The 19,539-nt window shown below is 39.1% G+C and carries 18 protein-coding genes and 1 tRNA gene; 8 read left to right on the forward strand and 11 right to left on the reverse strand.

The window, feature by feature from the left end; genetic code table 11:
* Window positions 1-65: 65 nt before the first annotated feature.
* Window positions 66-1,241 (forward strand): sugar transporter, encoded by a 1,176-nt coding sequence (locus EXH44_RS10535; RefSeq protein WP_162857432.1) that lies wholly within the window; start codon window positions 66-68, stop codon window positions 1,239-1,241.
* Between the two features lie 59 nt (window positions 1,242-1,300).
* Here EXH44_RS10535 and EXH44_RS10540 read toward each other — a convergent pair whose 3' ends face one another.
* The 5 genes from EXH44_RS10540 to EXH44_RS10560 all read right to left on the reverse strand — a co-directional run bounded on the left by EXH44_RS10540 (window position 1,301) and on the right by EXH44_RS10560 (window position 5,025).
* Window positions 1,301-1,705, reverse strand: a complete 405-nt coding sequence (locus EXH44_RS10540) for a hypothetical protein (protein ID WP_162857433.1) — start codon at window positions 1,703-1,705, stop codon at window positions 1,301-1,303.
* A 27-nt stretch (window positions 1,706-1,732) separates the two neighbouring features.
* The gene (locus tag EXH44_RS10545) at window positions 1,733-2,236 is read right to left on the reverse strand and encodes an IS256 family transposase, variant Zn-binding type (protein ID WP_244238729.1); all 504 of its coding nucleotides are present in this window, start codon (window positions 2,234-2,236) and stop codon (window positions 1,733-1,735) included.
* A gap of 151 nt (window positions 2,237-2,387) precedes the next feature.
* Window positions 2,388-2,996, reverse strand: coding sequence for a TIGR04211 family SH3 domain-containing protein (locus EXH44_RS10550; RefSeq protein WP_162857434.1), 609 nt, complete (start codon window positions 2,994-2,996; stop codon window positions 2,388-2,390).
* A gap of 73 nt (window positions 2,997-3,069) precedes the next feature.
* Window positions 3,070-4,332 (reverse strand): inorganic phosphate transporter, encoded by a 1,263-nt coding sequence (locus EXH44_RS10555; RefSeq protein ID WP_162857435.1) that lies wholly within the window; start codon window positions 4,330-4,332, stop codon window positions 3,070-3,072.
* Window positions 4,333-4,344: 12 nt separating this feature from the next.
* A complete protein-coding gene (locus EXH44_RS10560) occupies window positions 4,345-5,025 on the reverse strand; it encodes a TIGR00153 family protein (RefSeq protein ID WP_162857436.1) in 681 nt (226 codons plus the stop codon).
* A 307-nt stretch (window positions 5,026-5,332) separates the two neighbouring features.
* Between EXH44_RS10560 and pheS the strand changes: the two genes are divergently transcribed.
* The 4 genes from pheS (at window position 5,333) to EXH44_RS10580 (ending at window position 9,771) form a co-directional block, all read left to right on the forward strand.
* Window positions 5,333-6,322, forward strand: a complete 990-nt coding sequence (gene pheS / locus EXH44_RS10565; RefSeq protein ID WP_162857437.1) for a phenylalanine--tRNA ligase subunit alpha — start codon at window positions 5,333-5,335, stop codon at window positions 6,320-6,322.
* 165 nt (window positions 6,323-6,487) lie between these two features.
* On the forward strand, window positions 6,488-8,875 hold the full coding sequence (gene pheT, locus EXH44_RS10570) for a phenylalanine--tRNA ligase subunit beta (protein WP_162857438.1): 2,388 nt from the start codon (window positions 6,488-6,490) through the stop codon (window positions 8,873-8,875).
* A 15-nt stretch (window positions 8,876-8,890) separates the two neighbouring features.
* Window positions 8,891-9,187 (forward strand): integration host factor subunit alpha, encoded by a 297-nt coding sequence (locus EXH44_RS10575; RefSeq protein ID WP_135675390.1) that lies wholly within the window; start codon window positions 8,891-8,893, stop codon window positions 9,185-9,187.
* A 53-nt stretch (window positions 9,188-9,240) separates the two neighbouring features.
* Complete coding sequence (locus EXH44_RS10580; protein WP_162857439.1) at window positions 9,241-9,771, forward strand: C40 family peptidase; 531 nt, start codon at window positions 9,241-9,243, stop codon at window positions 9,769-9,771.
* Between the two features lie 181 nt (window positions 9,772-9,952).
* Here EXH44_RS10580 and EXH44_RS10585 read toward each other — a convergent pair whose 3' ends face one another.
* Together EXH44_RS10585 and purR are read right to left on the reverse strand one after the other, a co-directional pair.
* A complete protein-coding gene (locus EXH44_RS10585; protein ID WP_162857440.1) occupies window positions 9,953-10,549 on the reverse strand; it encodes a DedA family protein in 597 nt (198 codons plus the stop codon).
* 12 nt (window positions 10,550-10,561) lie between these two features.
* The gene (purR, locus tag EXH44_RS10590) at window positions 10,562-11,572 is read right to left on the reverse strand and encodes an HTH-type transcriptional repressor PurR (RefSeq protein WP_162857441.1); all 1,011 of its coding nucleotides are present in this window, start codon (window positions 11,570-11,572) and stop codon (window positions 10,562-10,564) included.
* A gap of 287 nt (window positions 11,573-11,859) precedes the next feature.
* Between purR and mnmC the strand changes: the two genes are divergently transcribed.
* Window positions 11,860-13,860 (forward strand): bifunctional tRNA (5-methylaminomethyl-2-thiouridine)(34)-methyltransferase MnmC2/FAD-dependent 5-carboxymethylaminomethyl-2-thiouridine(34) oxidoreductase MnmC1, encoded by a 2,001-nt coding sequence (gene mnmC / locus EXH44_RS10595; protein WP_162857442.1) that lies wholly within the window; start codon window positions 11,860-11,862, stop codon window positions 13,858-13,860.
* Between the two features lie 32 nt (window positions 13,861-13,892).
* Here mnmC and mltA read toward each other — a convergent pair whose 3' ends face one another.
* On the reverse strand, window positions 13,893-14,996 hold the full coding sequence (gene mltA, locus EXH44_RS10600) for a murein transglycosylase A (protein WP_162857443.1): 1,104 nt from the start codon (window positions 14,994-14,996) through the stop codon (window positions 13,893-13,895).
* A gap of 210 nt (window positions 14,997-15,206) precedes the next feature.
* Here mltA and EXH44_RS10605 point away from each other — a divergent pair.
* Window positions 15,207-15,283 (forward strand) — tRNA-Met (locus tag EXH44_RS10605).
* Between the two features lie 20 nt (window positions 15,284-15,303).
* Here the strand turns inward: EXH44_RS10605 and EXH44_RS10610 are convergent.
* From EXH44_RS10610 to argF, 3 genes are all read right to left on the reverse strand, one after another.
* Window positions 15,304-15,582, reverse strand: coding sequence for a DUF1294 domain-containing protein (locus EXH44_RS10610; protein ID WP_162857444.1), 279 nt, complete (start codon window positions 15,580-15,582; stop codon window positions 15,304-15,306).
* Window positions 15,583-15,640: 58 nt separating this feature from the next.
* On the reverse strand, window positions 15,641-16,903 hold the full coding sequence (gene glyA / locus EXH44_RS10615; RefSeq protein ID WP_162857445.1) for a serine hydroxymethyltransferase: 1,263 nt from the start codon (window positions 16,901-16,903) through the stop codon (window positions 15,641-15,643).
* A 130-nt stretch (window positions 16,904-17,033) separates the two neighbouring features.
* A complete protein-coding gene (gene argF, locus EXH44_RS10620) occupies window positions 17,034-18,059 on the reverse strand; it encodes an ornithine carbamoyltransferase (RefSeq protein ID WP_162857446.1) in 1,026 nt (341 codons plus the stop codon).
* A gap of 187 nt (window positions 18,060-18,246) precedes the next feature.
* On the opposite strand from argF, the gene rhlB reads away from it, so the two are divergent.
* Window positions 18,247-19,476, forward strand: coding sequence for an ATP-dependent RNA helicase RhlB (gene rhlB / locus EXH44_RS10625; protein WP_162857447.1), 1,230 nt, complete (start codon window positions 18,247-18,249; stop codon window positions 19,474-19,476).
* Window positions 19,477-19,539: the final 63 nt, after the last annotated feature.

Here is a 19,539-nt window from a genome sequence, read left to right on the forward strand (position 1 = left end):
TTTTTTTATTTCATTACAAATAGAATTATAATAAAAGACAACAAATTTAGCATGAAATCGCTCCTATGAAGATAACGAAACAAATATATAGAAAGCTCTCATTTTTGAGAGTTTTTGCTTTTGCACTTGCTGCTTTTATTTTTAACACCACCGAATTTATTCCAGTCGCTTTATTATCTGATATTGCTCAAGGTTTTGGTATGGATGTTTCTCACACTGGATTGATGATAACGGTATATGCATGGATTGTCTCTCTAATGTCTTTACCGTTTATGTTGCTGACCGCAAACCTAGAGCGTAAAGAGTTGTTAATTAAGTTATTTTTAGTATTTATTATCAGTCATATTTTGTCTGTATTTGCTTGGGATTTTTGGGTACTCCTCATTTCTCGTATAGGTATTGCGTTTACTCATGCTATTTTTTGGGCTATTACTGCTTCTTTAGTGATTAGGGTTGCACCTAAAGATAAAAAGCAACAAGCATTAGGGTTACTTGCATTAGGTAGTGCTTTGGCAATGGTGTTGGGGTTGCCTCTAGGGAGAATGATAGGACAAGCGGTCGGTTGGCGTATAACTTTTGCAATTATTGGATTTATTGCTTTTATTGTAATGCTCATGATTTGGAAATTACTGCCGAACTTACCAAGTAAAAATGCAGGTTCCCTTGCGAGTTTACCAATATTAGTAAAACGTCCAGCACTCATTGGTCTTTATATAGCAATGGCTATCGTGATTGCAGGGCATTTTACGAGTTATAGTTATATTGAACCATTTATGGTTCAAATTGCGAAAATGAGTGCGCATACTGCAACACTGTTATTATTGATTTTTGGATTATCTGGTGTAGTTGCTAGTTTTTTATTTGGACGGATTCACCCTAAACATCCAAATCTCTTTTTACTTTCAGGCTTATTATTCATTATTTTTGCCCAGTTACTATTATTACCATTAAATGAAAATTCTGCCTTGATGTTTGGGATCGTTTTCTTTTGGGGAATAGGTATTTCGGGAATCAGTTTAGCCTTACAAATGCGAGTCTTACAACTAGCCCCAGATGCAACAGATGTTGCCACGGCGATTTATTCTGGCATTTATAATATTGGTATTGGCGGAGGAGCCTTAATCGGAAATCAAGTAATGGCTTATTTAGGCCTAAACAATATAGGTTTTATAGGCGCACTATTGGTGATTGTAGGGATGTTGGTATTGATTTTTGGGCATAGTAGACAAAATGGTTGCTAATTTCGTGAAAACTATGCCTATATGACAAAGTGGTTGCTAATGAATATTTTTAATTATTCTTAGCAACTCTTTTTATTTAAAAAATCCTTTATAAACATAATCTTATGCCTTTTCGTTAATCCTGCATGATGCGATAATTTTTCCTTTAGTTGTCCAAATAAGTTTTCAAGTCTATTTGTCGTTTTTTCGATATTTAAATCGCCATACTTTTCATAGGTAAATAAATAATCCATATAACGTTTAAAACTATGATAAGCACTTCTTACATTTCTATGTTTATAAGGATAATAGCCCTTCTCATTCGGTTTATCTGACCGTTCTTCTAAAAATGCTTTATGTTTTAAATACCAATGATGTAATCGTAAATAGAAGTCTTTTTTAGAGCTCTGTTTAAGTGTCAATGCAATGATTTTTAATTCTTTTCCAGCCATAGGCTGATGCTTTTTTCGTAGTGCTCTCATCATAATGGCTACCATATGAAAATGGCACATTTATGTCGGTGTATTCAATAAATCTTTCAATAAACCCCGTCTACCGTCACGGGTAATTGATTGAATTTTATAGCCTTTCATACGAAGTGAATTAAATGCTATCCTGTAATAAACATCTTTTTCCGTTTTGATGACACGATGGTAAACCACTTTTTTAGAAAGCGAATCCATCAGGACTAAAATACCAAATTCACGACCAAAGAAGGTGGTATCCGCAATAATATTCAAATAACGTGATAGTGGTGGATTTAATGCTGTTTTAGGGGCTTTTTCGAGATATCTTTGAATTGTTCTAATTGAACAATGATATTTTTCGGCAAGTTGTTTATAGGTTTGTTTTCCTATTGAATAATCATTCCAAATATTTATTGGATTTAATTTCTTTTTAAGGGTAAATGTTTTATTACAGGCATTACATTTATAGCGTTGAATATTATTTCTTATACCATGTTTGCAAATGTCGCTACTGTGGCAAAAATGACATTTTTTTGGTTCATAATTCAAAAAAGTGGCTTAAAGCCCGTAATATAAGGCTTTAAGCCACTTTTTAGCAACCATTTTGTCTACTATGCCGATTTTTGTTAGGGGAAAATTGCCTAGGATATAAAAAAGTGTTGATTCTTAAAGAAAAGAATCAACACTTTGTTTTTCTGAGTTATGCCCAGCCGTTGTTACGTTTTCGTCTTGGAAGTAGAACAGGGATTAATAAACCAAGTAATAAACCCACACCTAGAACAGATCCGCCATAAATGAAATATTGAATCATTATCTCACGAGATGATGCATCCTGAATTGCTTCTAAATCCCGATTTTTATTTTTCAGTATATCTAATTCACGTTTTAGTTGAGCATTTTGTTCTAATAATTCATTACTTTGCTGATCTGCTTGTTGTGTACGGCGTTGCATTTCAGCAGTGCGTTGTTGCCAGTCTTTATCAATACTATTTAATTTTGTGGTTAATTCTTGAACTTTTTGTTGCAATTGTGGGGTTAATTCTTTTGAGCTTGGCGTAGAAGTTAGCTCATTATTCAGAATCCAGGCTTCACGGTTTTTACTGTCACGAACGAGTGAATAACGTTCTTTTTTATCAATTAATGTGACTTTCTCTCCTGCTTGAATCGCTCCAGAAATTTTAAATTGATCGCCTGGTCCCTTACGTAAATAGGTACTGAGGTTTTCTGTAACATACTGAGTTTGAGCAAATGTAGGAAGTGAGACACTAAAAAGTAAAGTTGCAAGTAATGCCGGAAGTCGTTTTTGCATAAAAGTCCTTAATAAAAAATAAAAGAAAAGTGCGAGAGTCGCACTTTTCTGAATTGTCAACAATGCCACATTATTATAGGAAGAATGCAGCAAGAATGTAGTAAATAATAATTGATAAAATAGCACCAGCAGGTAAGGTGATCACCCAAGAAGCAACAATATTGCGAATTACACCTAAATTTAAGGCTGCAATACCACGTGCAAAACCAACCCCTAATACTGCACCTACTAAGGTTTGTGTTGTTGAAATTGGTAAACCTGTTCCTGATGCTAAAACAACGGTGATTGCACAAGCAAACTGTGCAGCAAAACCGCGACTAGGCGTTAAATCAGTAATACCAGTACCAATCGTACCCATTACTTTATGTCCCATCACAGCTAGACCGACTGCAATACCAATAGCACCAAGAGGAAGAATCCAAGGAGCCATAATAGTTTTGCCTTCAATAACACCACCGTGCTCTACGATAGAAACAACGGCTGCTAGAGGTCCAATCGCATTCGCTACATCATTTGAACCGTGGGCGAAAGCCATTGCACAAGCGGTAATCAACATTAATATGCTAAATACCTTTTCTACACCACTAAAGCCACCTTTCTTCAAACGAGAGATAAAGGCATTGCTGCGTAAGTAGAAGTAACAAGCTACAGTTGAGATAATCGCAAGAACAAAACCAATCATTACTGTTTGGGCATAAGTAAGCTCTAAACCTAAATGTTTAAAACCTTTGTCTAACGTTACCACACAGATAATTAATACTGTAAGTCCCGCATAATAAGGCGCATACTTTTGTGCGTTTTTTAATGGTTCTTCAGTATCAAAAATAAGTTTTTGGGTCGAAATAAAGATGAGATATGCAACAATCCCTGCAATTACAGGCGTAATAAACCAACTACCTACAATTCCACTAAATTGGGACCATTGTACTGCTTCGGTACCTACGGTTACACAAGCGAATCCAACAATAGCACCAATAATAGAGTGTGTTGTTGATACAGGCCAAGCCATTTCTGATGCAATAAGCAACCAAGCACCTGCTGCAAATAGTGATGCCATCATCCCTAAAATGAGCACTTCAGGTTTTCCAAAGAAAGCATCTGAAGCAATAATTCCACTCTTGATGGTTTCTGCCACTTCACCACCAGCTAAATAAGCACCAGCAAATTCAAAGACTAGTGCAATATAAATAGCTTGTCTTGCTGTAATTGTACCTGAACCAACAGATGTTCCCATTGCATTTGCTACATCATTTGCACCGATACCAAATGCCATTAAAAAACCAAAAACAGCCGTAATTAGAATAATGATAAAACCATAATTTTGGATGAGTTCCATAATTAAAACCTCTTATGAACGAGCTAGCATCAACTCAATACGTGAGCCGATACGTTGTGCCTGATCTGCAAGAACACCGACCCATTCAATAATTTTATATAAGAACATAATATCAATAGGATTATATTGACTTTCAATCCCTAACATTGCTTTGCGCAATACGATTTGAAGTTGATCAGTATCATCTTCGATAGTATCTAATTCAAGAATCATGTTATTTACGAAATTCAATTCACGACCACGAAAACCTGTTTCAAGTAAGTGATCCATTTCATTAATGACTTTATCAACATGAATTGTTGCATCTAAGCTTCGACTTAAGAATTGTTGGAATACACCTTGAATTTCTGTTGGAATAATTAATTGACGTCCAATAACTCGGCCAGAAATATCTTTTGAATAGTTTGCTAACTTATCTAATTGAGTGACTAATTCAAGTAGGTCTGTACGTTCTACAGGCATAAATAAACCGCGCGGAGACTTTAAGCGAATTTCACGTTTTAAAGTATCAGCACGGTGTTCTAAATCAATGATTTTACGACGGATTTCTTCTGCGTCATTCCATTCATTTTTAAATGTAGATTCAAAAAATGGAACAAGTAGTCCACAACATTCAGTCACTTTTTTTGAGTGCTGTTGTAGGGGTTTGAGTGGCGATTGTGCGAATAATCCTAAAATATTATTCATTGCCATATTGTATCTCTCCAAAAAAATTTAACAGTAAGTGGTTTGCTTATGAACAAACCGAGGTGAATTTTACAGGATGTTTTTAAGAAGATCACGGATTAATCTCTTACAAGCGGTAAGATTTGGTGATTTTTTTGCAAGTTTTGTGTGAAAAATATACATGGTTTGTTTTCTAATATATGGAAATCAATAAGTTAATCTGCTTTTAACTACACTTTTAAATTTACAATATTTCTTATACATATTATCATTCGGAACACTTTGTCCATAAATAAATGGGCTTTATTTTGACTAAAAATTTTAGAGGGTAGGTATGCAACACCTAAAAGAAATCACAGAAAAAGCGCAAGCAGAGCTAAAAGCTTTACATGATAAAGGATTAGATGCATTAGAAACATTCCGAGTAGAGTATTTTGGAAAAAAAGGGCATTTTACTCAATTAATGCAAGAGTTACGTAACGTTGCAGCAGAAGAGCGTCCGGCGATTGGTGCAAAAATCAATGAAGCAAAACAACTTATTCAAGATGCATTAAATGCAAAAAAAGAAGAGTGGGAGCAAGCTGCACTGAATGCTCAATTAGAAAAGGAAAAAGTGGATGTCAGTTTACCTGGTCGTAAAACAGAGTTAGGTGGCTTACACCCTGTATCAATTACGATTGAACGTGTGGTGAAATTCTTCTCTGAACTCGGCTTTAGTGTAGAAAAAGGCCCTGAAATTGAAACGGATTATTATAACTTTGATGCGTTAAATATCCCTGCTCATCACCCAGCTCGTGCAGATCACGATACATTCTGGTTTGATGCAGAGCGTTTGTTGCGTACCCAAACGTCAGGCGTTCAAATTCGTACGATGGAAAAAATGCAACCGCCTATTCGTATTATGGCACCAGGCCGTGTTTATCGTAACGACTACGATCAAACTCATACGCCAATGTTCCACCAAATTGAGCTACTTTATGTGGATAAAAAAGCGAACTTCACTGAGTTAAAAGGCTTATTACACGATTTCTTAAGAGCTTTCTTTGAAGAAGATTTGCAAGTGCGTTTCCGTCCGTCTTATTTCCCATTCACTGAGCCGTCAGCGGAAGTCGATGTAATGGGCAAAAACGGCAAATGGCTTGAGGTGTTAGGTTGCGGAATGGTTCACCCGAATGTACTTCGCAATGTGGGCATTGATCCTGATGAATACACAGGTTTTGCGGTGGGAATGGGAGTTGAGCGTTTGACGATGTTGCGTTATAACGTGACCGATTTACGTTCATTCTTTGAAAATGATCTGCGTTTCTTAAAGCAGTTTAAGTAATTGATACATTCCCTTCCCCCGCTTGCGGGGGAAGGTGCCGAAGGCGGAAGGGGGGATTGCAAAATGTTACTTAAATCTGACCGCTTGTAATTGCCTTAAAGGCTCCCCCTCCTTTGCCCTCCCCCGTAAACGGGGGAAGAGAAAAGAATTAATGAGGAATAAATAATGAAATTCAGTGAAAGTTGGTTGCGTGAGTGGGTGAATCCAGCGATTACCACCGAACAGTTATGTGACCAAATTACTATGTTAGGGTTAGAAGTCGATGCCGTTGAAGCGGTTGCAGGTGAATTTAACGGTGTTGTTATCGGCGAAGTGGTTGAATGTGCTCAACACCCTGATGCCGATAAATTGCGTGTCACCAAAGTAAATGTGGGTGGCGAACGTTTATTAGACATTGTTTGTGGCGCACCAAACTGCCGTCAAGGTTTGAAAGTAGCTTGTGCAACAGAAGGGGCGGTGTTACCAGGTGATTTTAAAATTAAGAAAACCAAATTGCGTGGTCAGCCGTCAGAGGGAATGCTTTGTTCATTCTCAGAATTAGGGATTAAAGAAGATCATAGCGGTATTATTGAGTTACCTGCGGACGCACCAGTGGGTGTAGATTTCCGTGACTATCTCAAATTAAACGACCGTGCGATTGAAATCAGCTTAACGCCAAACCGTGCGGACTGTTTAAGCATTGCAGGGATCGCTCGTGAAGTTGGGGTAGTGAATCAATTAGCGGTAAATGCACCTGAAATTCAAGCTGTGCCTGCAACCATTGCAGATAAAGTGGCGATTGAACTTCAAGCCCCTGAAGCCTGCCCACGCTATTTAGGTCGTGTGGTGAAAAATGTGAATGTCAAAGCACAGTCACCATTATGGTTACAGGAAAAATTACGCCGTTGTGGTATTCGTTCTATCGATCCGATTGTGGATATTACCAATCTGAGCTTACTTGAACTTGGTCAGCCAATGCACGCTTTTGATGCGGCAAAAATCAACGGTGTAATCCAAGTGCGTATGGCAAAAGAGGGCGAAGAACTCGTGTTACTTGATGGTACGACGGCAAAACTTCAGCCAAATACCTTGTTAATTGCAGACCAAAACGGACCGCTTGCAATGGCTGGTATTTTTGGTGGCGAAGCGAGTGGTGTAAGCGCTGAAACTAAAGATGTGGTGTTAGAAGCTGCATTCTTCGCACCGCTTGCAATTACAGGGCGCGCAAGACAATATGGCTTACACACAGACGCATCGCACCGCTTTGAGCGTGGCGTCGATCCAGAATTAACGCGTAAAGCAATGGAAAGAGCAACAGCGTTATTACTTGAAATTTGTGGCGGTGAAGCAGGGGAAATCGTGGAAGCGGTGAGTTCAGCTCATTTACCAACATCTAAACAAGTGGTTTTACGCCGTAGCAAATTAGATAGCTTACTCGGTCACCATATTGATAGCGAAACCGTAACCGATATTTTAGCTCGCTTAGGTTTAAACCCAAGCTATGCAAACGAGAGCTGGACGGTTCAATCACCAAGCTGGCGTTTTGATATTGAGATCGAAGAAGATCTTGTAGAAGAAGTCGCACGTATTTACGGCTATAACAGTATTCCAAATAATGCACCACTTGCTCATTTACAAATGAAAGGTGTCCCAGAAAAAGTCTTGGAAGCGATTCGTGTCCGTACGGCATTGATTGATAGTGATTACCAAGAGGTTATCACTTATAGCTTTGTTGATCCTAAAATCCAAGAGTTGTTACACCCAAGCCAAGAAGCGTTAATTCTGCCAAATCCGATTTCAAGTGAAATGTCGGCAATGCGTTTATCGCTTTTAACTGGCTTGCTTGAAACTGTGGCGTATAACCAAAACCGCCAGCAAAATCGAGTGCGTATTTTTGAAAGCGGTTTACGTTTCATTCCAGATACCAATGCGGAAAATAGTGTTCGCCAAGAATTTGTGATTGGCGGTGTGATTGCAGGAGATAAACGCCCCGCTCATTGGGAACATAAAGCAGAAAATGTTGATTTCTTTGATTTAAAAGGGGATTTAGAGCGCGTTCTCTCTTTAACTCGTGTGAGAAATGATTTACGATTTGTCGCAAAAGCATTTCCTGCATTCCATCCGGGACAATCGGCTGCTATTATGTTAGATGGTAAAGAAATTGGCTTTATTGGTACAATTCACCCTAAAATCGTACAAAAACTCGGTCTTTCGGGTAAACCTGTGGCGTTTGAAATTTTGGCTTCTGCAATTTCTGAACGTCAAGTTCCAAATGCAAAAGAAATTTCACGCTTCCCTGCGAATAAACGTGATATCGCAATTGTTGTAGACAGCACAATTCCAGCTGGTGATGTATTAGATACTGTACGACAAGCTGGAGGTGTTAAACTTGTTGGAGTCAATTTATTTGATGTTTACCAAGGTACTAATTTAGCCGAAGGTAAGAAAAGTTTAGCCATCAGCTTAACGATTCAAGATACAGAAAAAACCCTTGAAGAAGAAGAGATTAATGCGGTGATTCAAGCTGTTTTAGAAGCACTTTCACAACGTTTTAATGCTTATCTAAGAGATTAGATGTAAGGATAAATTATGGCACTTACCAAAATTGAAATCGCAGAAAACCTAGTTGAAAAATTTGGGTTAGATAAACGTATTGCAAAGCAATTTGTCGAGGATTTTTTTGAAGAAATTCGCCAATCTCTTGAAAAAGGCGAAGAAGTAAAATTATCAGGGTTTGGTAATTTTACTGTTCGTGATAAGAAAGCCCGTCCAGGTCGTAATCCGAAAACAGGGGAAGATGTTGCAGTCTCTGCACGTCGAGTCGTTGTTTTTAAGCCAGGGCAAAAATTGCGTGAGCGTGTCGAAACTGCGAAGGTAAAAGCCTAACATAATTAAATATTCTGCCATTTTATGGCAGAATATTTTTTAAGGAGTTAAAGATGTTTTCTATCAAACAGAAAAAACGATTACTATTTTGTTCGCTTTTAGCAAGTGCATTAGTTTTAACTGCTTGTAGTAGTTCTCCTGATGTAGATAAACCGAGAAAATCTCAGACATCAAAAATTTATAGAACAAATAAAGGAAGTCTTAATGATCCTATTTTTGTGATCAGTAGCCTTAGCGAGCATCAAAGAGAGTGGAAAGGAACACGTTATCGTTTAGGCGGAACAAGTCGTAGTGGCGTAGATTGTTCTGGATTTATGCAAATTACATTCCGAGATTTATTTGGAATCGATTTGCCAAGAACGACAACGGAACAATCAAAAGAAGGGACTCGAGTATCTAAAAGTGACTTACAAACGGGTGATTTAGTGTTTTTTAACACAGGAAGAGGACCTAATGGAAAACACGTTGGCGTATATGTAAAAGATGGTCAGTTTTTACATGCTTCAACAAAAGGTGGGGTTATTTATTCTGATATGAACTCACCTTATTGGTCTAAAACATTTTGGCAAGCACGCCGTTTATAAGAAAAATATGAAGTAGATCACAAAAATGAGATAAAGTTTACGTTTTTCTTTAAAAATATTTGAAAAGTTGACTTACTTGACGTAATCTACATACACCAAACAACAAGTGTTGTGTCCAACAACCAAATTCATAAATTTGCTTTCCGAGTAGCCCCTGATATAGGGGCTTTTTTTTATGCCTTTAGTTTGCGTTGCGGGATTTTTTCCACTTCCAAAACACAATAGCACCACCAATGAGTAAAATAACCCAAATAGCTATTTGCCCTTTCTGAATTTGGTGATGTAACCAGTCTAAATTTTTCGCACCAAAATCACCTAAGTAAACCCAAATTGGAACAGAGATGATCGCAGCAAAAAAATCAACTAAAACGAAGCGGGTAAAAGTCACACGTCGAGTAATGCCTGAAACAAGATAAACGACAGCACGAAGACCCGGTAAAAAACGAGCAACGAATAATAGTTTCCAACCTTGTTTTTCAAAACGTTCTTGAACTGTAGCAAAACGTTCAGGTGTAGCAATACGTCTAATTAATGGAAATTGTAATATTCTTTCGCCATAAATTCTGCCTAACCAATACATTGTACTGTCACCAATTAACACACCAAGCATACTGACGACAAGCATCCAATGGACATTAGTATAGCCAAGACCTGAAATTACACCACCAGACACGAGTGTAATATCTTCTGGAATAGGTAGTCCAAATCCACAGGCAAGCAATACAAAAAATACAGCCCAATAACCGTAACTGCTAAAAAATTCAATTAATAATTCCATTAATTCTCCTTATTATTGATTAAGATCACGCACAGAACTACGGATAACAAGTTCAGGATAAAACTCAAGTACCCTTGGTGCATGGACTTTTTCTTCACTTTGGATTCGCTCTAACAATACATCAATCGCCATTTGACCTAAGCGTGTTTTTGATTGATGTACAGTAGTCAATGGTGGGGCATAAAAACGAGAGCTATGAATGTTATCATAACCGATTACCGAAATATCTTGCGGGACAGAGAGTCCTTTTTCAGTAATCGCTGAAATCACACCTAATGCCATCGCATCACAGCCACAAATAACAGCAGTAGGTAACTTATCTTGTTTTAATAAGTTATTCATACATTCATAACCGCCTTCAGGCTGAAAGTCTGTTTCAAAAATCCATTCTTTTCGAATCAACAGCCCAGCTTCTGTCATGGCTTTTACAAAGCCCTCATAGCGTGCTTTTGCTGTGGTTTTGTAAAGATATCCTGCAATAATAGCAATATCTCTATGCCCTTTTTCAATTAGGTGACGAGTAGCCATATAACCACCATCAAAGCTGTGATCTAAAATACGATCACTTTTATCGTCATTCGGCCCCCAATCCATGACAACCATTGGTACATTGATACCATTAAAGAGTGCAAGAGAATTTTCTGTGTATTCAGAACACATCACTAAAATGCCATCAACACGTTTTTTGATTAACATATCAAGATGGTTTTGCACTTTTTCGGCTTCATTTTGAGTATTACATAAAAATAACGAGTAGCCCTGACGATAACAATATTCTTCTACGGCTAGGACAATTTCAGCAAAGTAAGGCGCTTCACTAGTCGTAATGATCATTCCGATCGATTTGGTTGTGTTGACTTTTAAACTACGTGCTACTGCACTTGGAGAGTAGTTTAATTCAGAAACGGCATCCCATACCGCTTTTGCAGTATCTTCTGCGACAAAACGAGTTTTATTGATAACATGAGAAACGGTTGTCGTAGAAACACCTGCTAATTTGGCAACATCTTTAATCGTAGCCATTTTTCTTCCTCGTGATAAAAAAAATTACGCCATTATAGCGAAAAATTTGCAAAACTTTTAAATAAAATAACCGCTTGCATTGCATTTTTAGCAAATAGTTTTAGAATAACCAGACTTATTTTATTTTAGGAGCAGAAAAATGGGTACTTTTGGCTATGCAATGATGACAGTAGTTGGGGCTTTAGGAATGATTGTGCTTTTTGCCTACAACATCTTTTAATTAGTTTCTATTTTGTATAATGGTGAGCTAGGTAACTAACTCACCATTTTTATTTATGGGATAAGCTATGTCAAAAATTACCTTTGCTTCTTTAAATTTTAATCAATCCAATACCCCTGTTTCAGCACAGTTTGATGATATTTATTTTTCTACGCAAGATGGGCTGGCGGAGAGCCATTATGTCTTTCAAGAGGGTAATCAACTTTGGGAAAAATGGCAACGACACACTCGCTCTTCCTTTGTGATTGCCGAAACAGGCTTTGGGACAGGGCTGAATTTTTTTGCTGTGGCAGAAAAGTTTAATGCATTTTTAGCGGAATATCCGACTTCACCACTTAAACGGCTCTATTTTATCTCTTTTGAAAAATTTCCGATAAAAGCCGAACAATTACAGCAAATTCACCAACATTATCCGCAATTTGCAGATTTTTCAATGAAACTTATCGCTTGTTGGCAGCCTAGACAGGTTGGGTGTCAGCGTTACCATTTTGAACAGATTTACCTTGATATTTGGTTTGGCGACCTATTAGAGAATTTGCCACAACTGGGCGACTATTATAACAACCTGATCGATTGCTGGTTTTTAGATGGCTTTTCGCCCGACAAAAACCCTGAAATGTGGAACGAAAGCCTTTATCAGCAAATGTTCCGCCTAACACAAGCGGGCGGATCTTTTGCGACTTTTACCGCATCAAGCAATGTCCGCCGTGGTTTGCAAGCGGTCAGTTTTGAGGTGAAAAAACGCAAAGGTTTCAGCAAAAAACGTGAAATGCTTTGGGGCGAGAAGCCTGACAATCAAACGGAAAACCGCATTCGCTTTCCTTATTTTTATCAATCTAACCAAACAGAGAGCGATGATGTGGCGATTGTCGGTGGCGGTATTGCAAGCCTTGCTGTTGCCTTGTCTTTGCTGGAACGGGGTAAACAGGTCACGCTTTATTGTAAAGATGAACAGCTGGCAAAAAATGCGTCTGGCAATTTACAGGGGGCGATTTACCCACAACTCAGCGACGATGATGAACGCAATGTCCGTTTTTATGTGCATAGTTTCGATTATGCGTTGCAACGTTTTAAGCAGTTGGCTCAAGCGGTCACATTTGAACACGATTTTTCAGGGGTGGCGTTGTATGCTTATAACGATAAGACCGCACACAAACTGCAAAAAATGGCGGAGCAAGGTTGGGATAGCGAACTTTATCAACTCTGCTCAGCTCAAGATTTGAGCGAAAAAATGGGCTTAGCGGTGCAAAATGGCGGTGCTTTTATTGCTCAGGGCGGTTGGCTTTCGCCTGTGCAGTTTGTGCAAAATGCCTTTGCTTTATTGCAACAACGAGGCTTGAAGGTGGTGTTAAATCATCAGGTGGAAAATCCTGTGTGGCTTGCAGGAAAATGGCAATGGCAACATCAAGAGCAAACCTTCGCCCATCAAACCTTAGTGTTGGCAAACGGGCATTTATTAACCGATTTTGCTCAGAGCCACGGCATTCCCCTTTATCCCGTACGAGGACAAGTCAGCCAAATCCCAACGACAGAAGCCTTGTCGAAGTTAAAATGCGTGGTTTGTTATGATGGCTATTTAACGCCGATCTCAGCTCAACAGACCCATTGTATCGGAGCAAGCCATTTAAGAGATAATGCCGATGAACAGTTCAGTTTAGTGGAACACGAGCAAAACATTGCAAAACTTCAGCAAAATCTGACCGCTTGTGAATGGACGCAACAGCTTGATTTTTCTGGAAATCTTGCCAAAGTCGGCATTCGGGCAGCATTTCGAGATCGTGTGCCGATGGTGGGGGCTGTGCCGGATTTTGAAGCACAAAAAACGCAATATGCTAACTTATATAATCAACTTCGCCGTCGAGAGCCGATTGAAACTGCCAACTGCTATCCAAATCTCTATTTAGTCGCAGGGCTTGGCTCACGAGGTTTAACCACCGCTTTTTTATTGGGCGAACTGTTAGCGAGCCAAATTTGTGGTGAACCGCTTCCCCTTAGCCAAGATATTTTGCAAGGGTTAAGCACAAATCGAACGTGGATACGGAACTTATTGAAGGGAAGAACGGTATAAAAAATCCCCGCAACTGCGGGGATCTTCATCAATTAGTTGAGTACCCAAACACGTCCGTAATGTTTCATATGTCCTGCTTGGTGACCTGCTTTATCGCCAATACCTTGGTAAAGGTCAAAGTGTTGTCCTTTTACCGCACCGCCGACATCAAGAGCAACCATTAAACGTAATTCGTGACGACCCGTCCAGTTTCCATTACTATCAATTAATGGCATTTCCACTAAAAGCGTACTTCCCGTCGGTACAATACGTTTATCTGATGCAACAGAAGCAAGAGCAACTAAAGGCACGCCCGCAGATCCTTTCACATCTAAGGTTGGATCATGGCGGAAGTAAACGAAAGAGCGGTTGCGTTCAAGTAGTGATTGTAAACGGTGTGGGTTTTTCGCACCCCATTCACGAATGGCTTGCACAGACATTTTCTCTTTCGGGATCTCACCGTCTTCTACTAATAAACGTCCAACACTGGTGTAGCTATATCCGTTTTTATCACCATAGGCAAAATGACGTAAATTGCCACCGCCAATATCAACAAAGCCACTCCCTTGTACTTCCATTAAGAAGTTTTCTAACATGGAATTGGTATAAGCCAACTCTAAACCTTGTCCTGCTAATGCACCACGGTAAATTTCTGCACGATCATATTTTTTATTACCATTTGGAATTGCGTAAAGTGGATGACGGAATTCCCCTTGTGGCGTCATACGTGCTTGAATAACAGGAATGTAATATCCAGTCATCAATACGTTCTGATAGCCATCTTCACCACGCATTTGACGGGCATTAATCCCATAGCGAGCTAAATCATTCACATTTCCGCCGTTAGCTAACCACGCAGAGAGTTTTCCATAAGTCCCTGCATAGCGATTCATTAAACCTGTTGAATAAGCACGAACATTAGAAACTTGTTGTAAGAAATCACGTTGATTAACCACTTTGCCATTCGCAGCGACACGTGGTGTGCTGATAAATTGCATATTGTAAGGGATAAATTGACGGTCTTTAAAAACGGCACCCAGTTTGGCCGTGTCAGGGTTATAGCCAGTTGTTTTTTTCGTTGTGGTAGTTGAACAGCTTGCTACAAGTACCGCAATACCAGTCAACAGTGCAATTTTTTTATATGCTTTCCAAGACATAAGAGAGTTCCTATTAAATTTAAGGGCTGGTTTGAAGTTGCGTAGATTATCAAAAAATGTTGAAAAGTAATAGTACAAAATAAGCGATTGTTACATAAACAACATTCGCTTTTTTTATATGCTTTTTGCATGTTATTAAGGCAAACAAATAACTAAAAGGAATTTAAAGATTGCTTTTATTCGGTAAGATTGTATTATAGCGCCATCAGACGCGGGGTGGAGCAGCTTGGTAGCTCGTCGGGCTCATAACCCGAAGGTCGTCGGTTCAAATCCGGCCCCCGCAACCAATTTCCTTTCAAATAGTTTCTCAATAATTCTGCATATACCAATAGAAAATCGGTAACCCAATCACCCATATCAATGTAGATAAAATCACTGTAACATGAAATTGCCAATGTTTAGTTTTGTGGCGAGCATATTTCATGACAAGATAAGTGCCAATAAAACCACCACAAAAGCAGAGAAAGAGTAGATTAGACTCAGGTTCTCTCCATGCTTTTTGAATCGCTTTTTGTTTATCTTTATACATTAAATATGCACTCAGCAAGTTAATGAAAATGAGATAAATAAGTAGATAAATCAGCATATTCTTTCCAAAAATAAAACCCCGAAAGCTCGGGGTTTGCCATATAAATAAGTCTAGATTATGGGTAAACTGGTAAACGTTTACAAATATCTAATACTTTCGCTTTCGTTGCTTCGATAACAGCTTCTTCGTTTTCTTTGCCGATGCTGTCTAACACATCACACATCCAGCCTGCAAGCTCTTTGACTTCTGCTTCTTTAAAGCCACGACGAGTTACTGCTGGCGTACCTACACGGATACCTGATGTGATAAATGGTTTTTGTGGATCGTTCGGTACTGCGTTTTTGTTTACAGTAATATTTGCTTTACCTAACGCAGCATCTGCCGCTTTACCCGTTAAACCGTGGCTGACTAAATCAACTAAGAATAAGTGGTTTTCTGTACCATTTGAAACAACGTTGTAACCACGTTGTTTGAATACTTCCACCATTGCTTTTGCATTTTTAACTACTTGTTGTTGGTAAACCTTATATTCAGGTTCTAATGCTTCTTTAAAGCAAACCGCTTTAGCTGCAATAATGTGAACTAATGGACCACCTTGTTCACGTGGGAACACCGCACTTTGTAGTTTCTTATAGATTTCTTCGTCTTTCGCGTTGGAAAGAATTAAACCACCACGTGGACCTGCTAATGTTTTGTGGGTTGTGGTAGTTACAACGTGTGCGTGTGGGAGTGGGCTTGGGTAAACACCTGCTGCAATTAAGCCTGCAACGTGAGCCATATCGACGAATAAATAAGCACCAACTTCATCTGCGATTTCACGCATTTTTGCCCAGTCAACGATTTGAGAGTAAGCAGAGAAACCGCCAACAATCATTTTTGGTTTTACTTCATGCGCTTGTTTACGAAGGGCATCGTAGTCGATAACCCCTTCAGCGGTGATGCCGTATTGTTCTGCATGGTAAACTTTTCCTGAGAAACTAACTGAAGCACCGTGAGTTAAGTGACCACCGTGTGCAAGGCTCATACCTAAAATAGTATCGCCTGGTGTCAATAATGCGCCATAAACGGCCGCATTTGCTTGAGAACCTGAGTGTGGTTGCACGTTTGCGTAGTCTGCACCAAATAATTCTTTTGCACGATCGATCGCTAATTGCTCGACGATATCAGCATATTCACAACCGCCATAATAACGTTTACCCGGATAACCTTCCGCATATTTGTTAGTAAATTGTGAGCCTTGAGCTTGCATCACTCGTGGGCTTGCATAGTTTTCTGAAGCAATAAGCTCAATGTGCTCTTCTTGACGGCGGTTTTCGTCTTGAATTGCTTGCCATAATACAGGATCGTAATCTGCGATATTCATATCACGTCTTAACATCGGTTTCTCCTATTAAGTAATCGTTTGCGTAGTTGATAGACCAAGCTATTTTACGCAGTTTTTAGTTGTTTAGATAGTGATTTTTTTCGGATTATTGCATTAAAAACTTTAATACACAGAGAGTACATCATTAATTTGATGATAAATTCCCCAATGTAGCAACCATAACGGCTTTAATGGTATGCATACGGTTTTCCGCTTCATCAAAGACGATGGACGCTTCAGATTCAAAAACATCATCTGTCACTTCTAAGCCATTCATACCATATTTCTCTGCAATCTCTTTTCCAACGGTTGTTTGATCGTCATGGAATGCAGGCAAACAGTGTAAGAATTTAACGTGCGGATTTCCTGTGAGTTTAATTAGCTCCGCATTTACTTGGTAAGGCTTCATCAGATTAATACGTGCTTCCCAAGCGGATTCAGGTTCACCCATTGAAACCCATACATCCGTATAAACAAAATCTACATCTTTTACACCTTCGGCAACATTTTCGGTACAGGTAATTTTTGCACCAGTTTTTTCTGCTATGTCCGCAACTTCATCTAATAAACGCTGTTCTGGGAAGAAAGCTTTTGGTGCGACAAGGCGTAAATCAACGCCCATTAATGCTGCGCCTTCAACAAAAGAATTACCCATATTGTTACGAGCATCACCTAAGTAAGCGAGTTTGATTTGATTAAGGGGTTTATTGGAATGTTCGATCATCGTAAGGAAGTCGGCGAGAATTTGAGTTGGGTGGAATTCATCGGTTAAACCGTTCCAAACTGGCACGCCAGAATGATTTGCTAAAATTTCAACGAGTTCTTGACCGTAACCACGATATTGAATGCCATCGTACATTCTGCCTAAAACGCGCGCAGTATCTTTCATGGATTCTTTATGCCCAATTTGAGAACCGCTTGGACCAATATAGCTCACATTCGCCCCTTGATCGAAAGCCGCAACTTCAAAAGCACAGCGTGTCCGTGTCGAGCTTTTTTCGAAGATCAACGCAATATTTTTGCCTTTCATGGTTGGGACTTCTCTACCTGCTTTTTTGTCTGCTTTTAATTTTGCAGATAAATCTAGTAGGTATTGAATTTCAGTCGGGGTAAAGTCCATGAGGCGTAAGAAATGGCGATTTTTAAGATTTGGAGTCGTGTTTGCTGACATAGTTGTTCCTTATCGTTGAAATAAATGACGGAAAATCTGTGAGATTCTACTCAAAAAGCATGATTTGTGGTATCTTTTTCCACAAATTTTCTGTTTAGTAAAAATGTGCTACAAGCGGTGAGATTTTTGGACTTTTTTGCAAAATTTTTGCTTAAAGTGACCGCTTGTCAGCTGAGAGGAGAACACCATGTCTAAACATCTTACCGAACAACGTTTTATCGACTTTCCGATTCACGACAGCGTGTTAGCCGCTCTTGATAGTAAAGGCTTTGAATTTTGTACACCTATTCAGGCAAAAACTTTGCCTTATACTCTTGCAGGGCAAGATATTGCAGGGCAAGCTCAAACGGGAACGGGTAAAACCCTTGCCTTTTTGGTGGCAACCTTTCACCACTTATTAAGTCATGAAATTCCAACACAGAAAAATCAGCCAAGAGCATTAATCCTTGCACCAACTCGCGAATTAGCTGTTCAGATTGCATCGGATGCGTCTATGTTGACACAATATTCAGATTTACGTTTAGCTTTAGCTTATGGCGGTGATGGCTACGATAAACAGTTGCAAGAGATTGAACGTGGTGTGGATATTCTGATTGGTACAACGGGGCGTGTGATTGATTATGTCAAACAGGGCGTGATTAATTTAGATAAAATTCAAGTGGTGGTATTGGATGAAGCGGATCGGATGTTTGATCTTGGTTTTATCAAAGATATCCGTTATTTAATGCGCAAATGTCCAAAACCAGACGAACGTCTAACTATGCTTTTCTCGGCAACGCTTTCTCACCGTGTACGTGAATTAGCCTTTGAAGATATGCATAATGCGGAATATGTTGAAATTGAACCGTTACAACGTACTGGTCACCGCATTAAAGAAGAGCTTTTTTATCCATCTAATGAAGACAAAATGGCGCTATTATTGACCTTAATGGAAGAAGAGTGGCCTGATCGTTGTATTGTCTTTGCAAATACCAAACATAAATGTGAAGAGATCTGGAGCTATCTCAGCGCCGACGGCCATCGTGTTGGCTTATTGACAGGGGATATTCCACAGAAAAAACGTTTAGCATTATTGGATAGCTTTACACAAGGTGAATTAGATATTTTAGTCGCAACAGATGTAGCAGCGCGTGGTTTACATATTCCCGATGTGACCCATGTGTTTAACTATGATTTGCCTGACGATCGAGAAGATTACGTTCATCGTATTGGACGAACTGGGCGAGCAGGGGAAAGTGGTGTTTCGATCAGCTTTGCTTGTGAACGCTATGCGGTAAACCTTCCTGCGATTGAAGAATATATTGGACATCCAATTCCGGTGAGCCAATATGATAGTGGTGTGTTACTAGAGCTTCCAAAACCTTCTAAGTCGAGAGGAAAAACCACTCAATATTATAAAAAGAATCGCAGACTTTAATTTTTAGCACAAGATTTTTAATCATTGTAGAGTCTCAATGAGATTCTAAAAGTAAGTTGTAAT

The sequence above is a fragment of the Actinobacillus indolicus genome (genome assembly GCF_004519515.1).
GTDB lineage: Bacteria > Pseudomonadota > Gammaproteobacteria > Enterobacterales > Pasteurellaceae > Glaesserella > Glaesserella indolica_A.

What these genes read in the sequence shown, in the direction of transcription:
- EXH44_RS10535 (WP_162857432.1), top strand. Translation starts at nt 66, where the DNA reads ATGAAGATAACGAAACAAATATATAGAAAGCTCTCATTTTTGAGAGTT.
- EXH44_RS10540 (WP_162857433.1), bottom strand. Translation starts at nt 1,705, where the DNA reads ATGATGAGAGCACTACGAAAAAAGCATCAGCCTATGGCTGGAAAAGAA.
- EXH44_RS10550 (WP_162857434.1), bottom strand. Translation starts at nt 2,996, where the DNA reads ATGCAAAAACGACTTCCGGCATTACTTGCAACTTTACTTTTTAGTGTC.
- EXH44_RS10555 (WP_162857435.1), bottom strand. Translation starts at nt 4,332, where the DNA reads ATGGAACTCATCCAAAATTATGGTTTTATCATTATTCTAATTACGGCT.
- EXH44_RS10560 (WP_162857436.1), bottom strand. Translation starts at nt 5,025, where the DNA reads ATGGCAATGAATAATATTTTAGGATTATTCGCACAATCGCCACTCAAA.
- pheS (WP_162857437.1), top strand. Translation starts at nt 5,333, where the DNA reads ATGCAACACCTAAAAGAAATCACAGAAAAAGCGCAAGCAGAGCTAAAA.
- pheT (WP_162857438.1), top strand. Translation starts at nt 6,488, where the DNA reads ATGAAATTCAGTGAAAGTTGGTTGCGTGAGTGGGTGAATCCAGCGATT.
- EXH44_RS10575 (WP_135675390.1), top strand. Translation starts at nt 8,891, where the DNA reads ATGGCACTTACCAAAATTGAAATCGCAGAAAACCTAGTTGAAAAATTT.
- EXH44_RS10580 (WP_162857439.1), top strand. Translation starts at nt 9,241, where the DNA reads ATGTTTTCTATCAAACAGAAAAAACGATTACTATTTTGTTCGCTTTTA.
- EXH44_RS10585 (WP_162857440.1), bottom strand. Translation starts at nt 10,549, where the DNA reads ATGGAATTATTAATTGAATTTTTTAGCAGTTACGGTTATTGGGCTGTA.
- purR (WP_162857441.1), bottom strand. Translation starts at nt 11,572, where the DNA reads ATGGCTACGATTAAAGATGTTGCCAAATTAGCAGGTGTTTCTACGACA.
- mnmC (WP_162857442.1), top strand. Translation starts at nt 11,860, where the DNA reads ATGTCAAAAATTACCTTTGCTTCTTTAAATTTTAATCAATCCAATACC.
- mltA (WP_162857443.1), bottom strand. Translation starts at nt 14,996, where the DNA reads ATGTCTTGGAAAGCATATAAAAAAATTGCACTGTTGACTGGTATTGCG.
- EXH44_RS10610 (WP_162857444.1), bottom strand. Translation starts at nt 15,582, where the DNA reads ATGCTGATTTATCTACTTATTTATCTCATTTTCATTAACTTGCTGAGT.
- glyA (WP_162857445.1), bottom strand. Translation starts at nt 16,903, where the DNA reads ATGTTAAGACGTGATATGAATATCGCAGATTACGATCCTGTATTATGG.
- argF (WP_162857446.1), bottom strand. Translation starts at nt 18,059, where the DNA reads ATGTCAGCAAACACGACTCCAAATCTTAAAAATCGCCATTTCTTACGC.
- rhlB (WP_162857447.1), top strand. Translation starts at nt 18,247, where the DNA reads ATGTCTAAACATCTTACCGAACAACGTTTTATCGACTTTCCGATTCAC.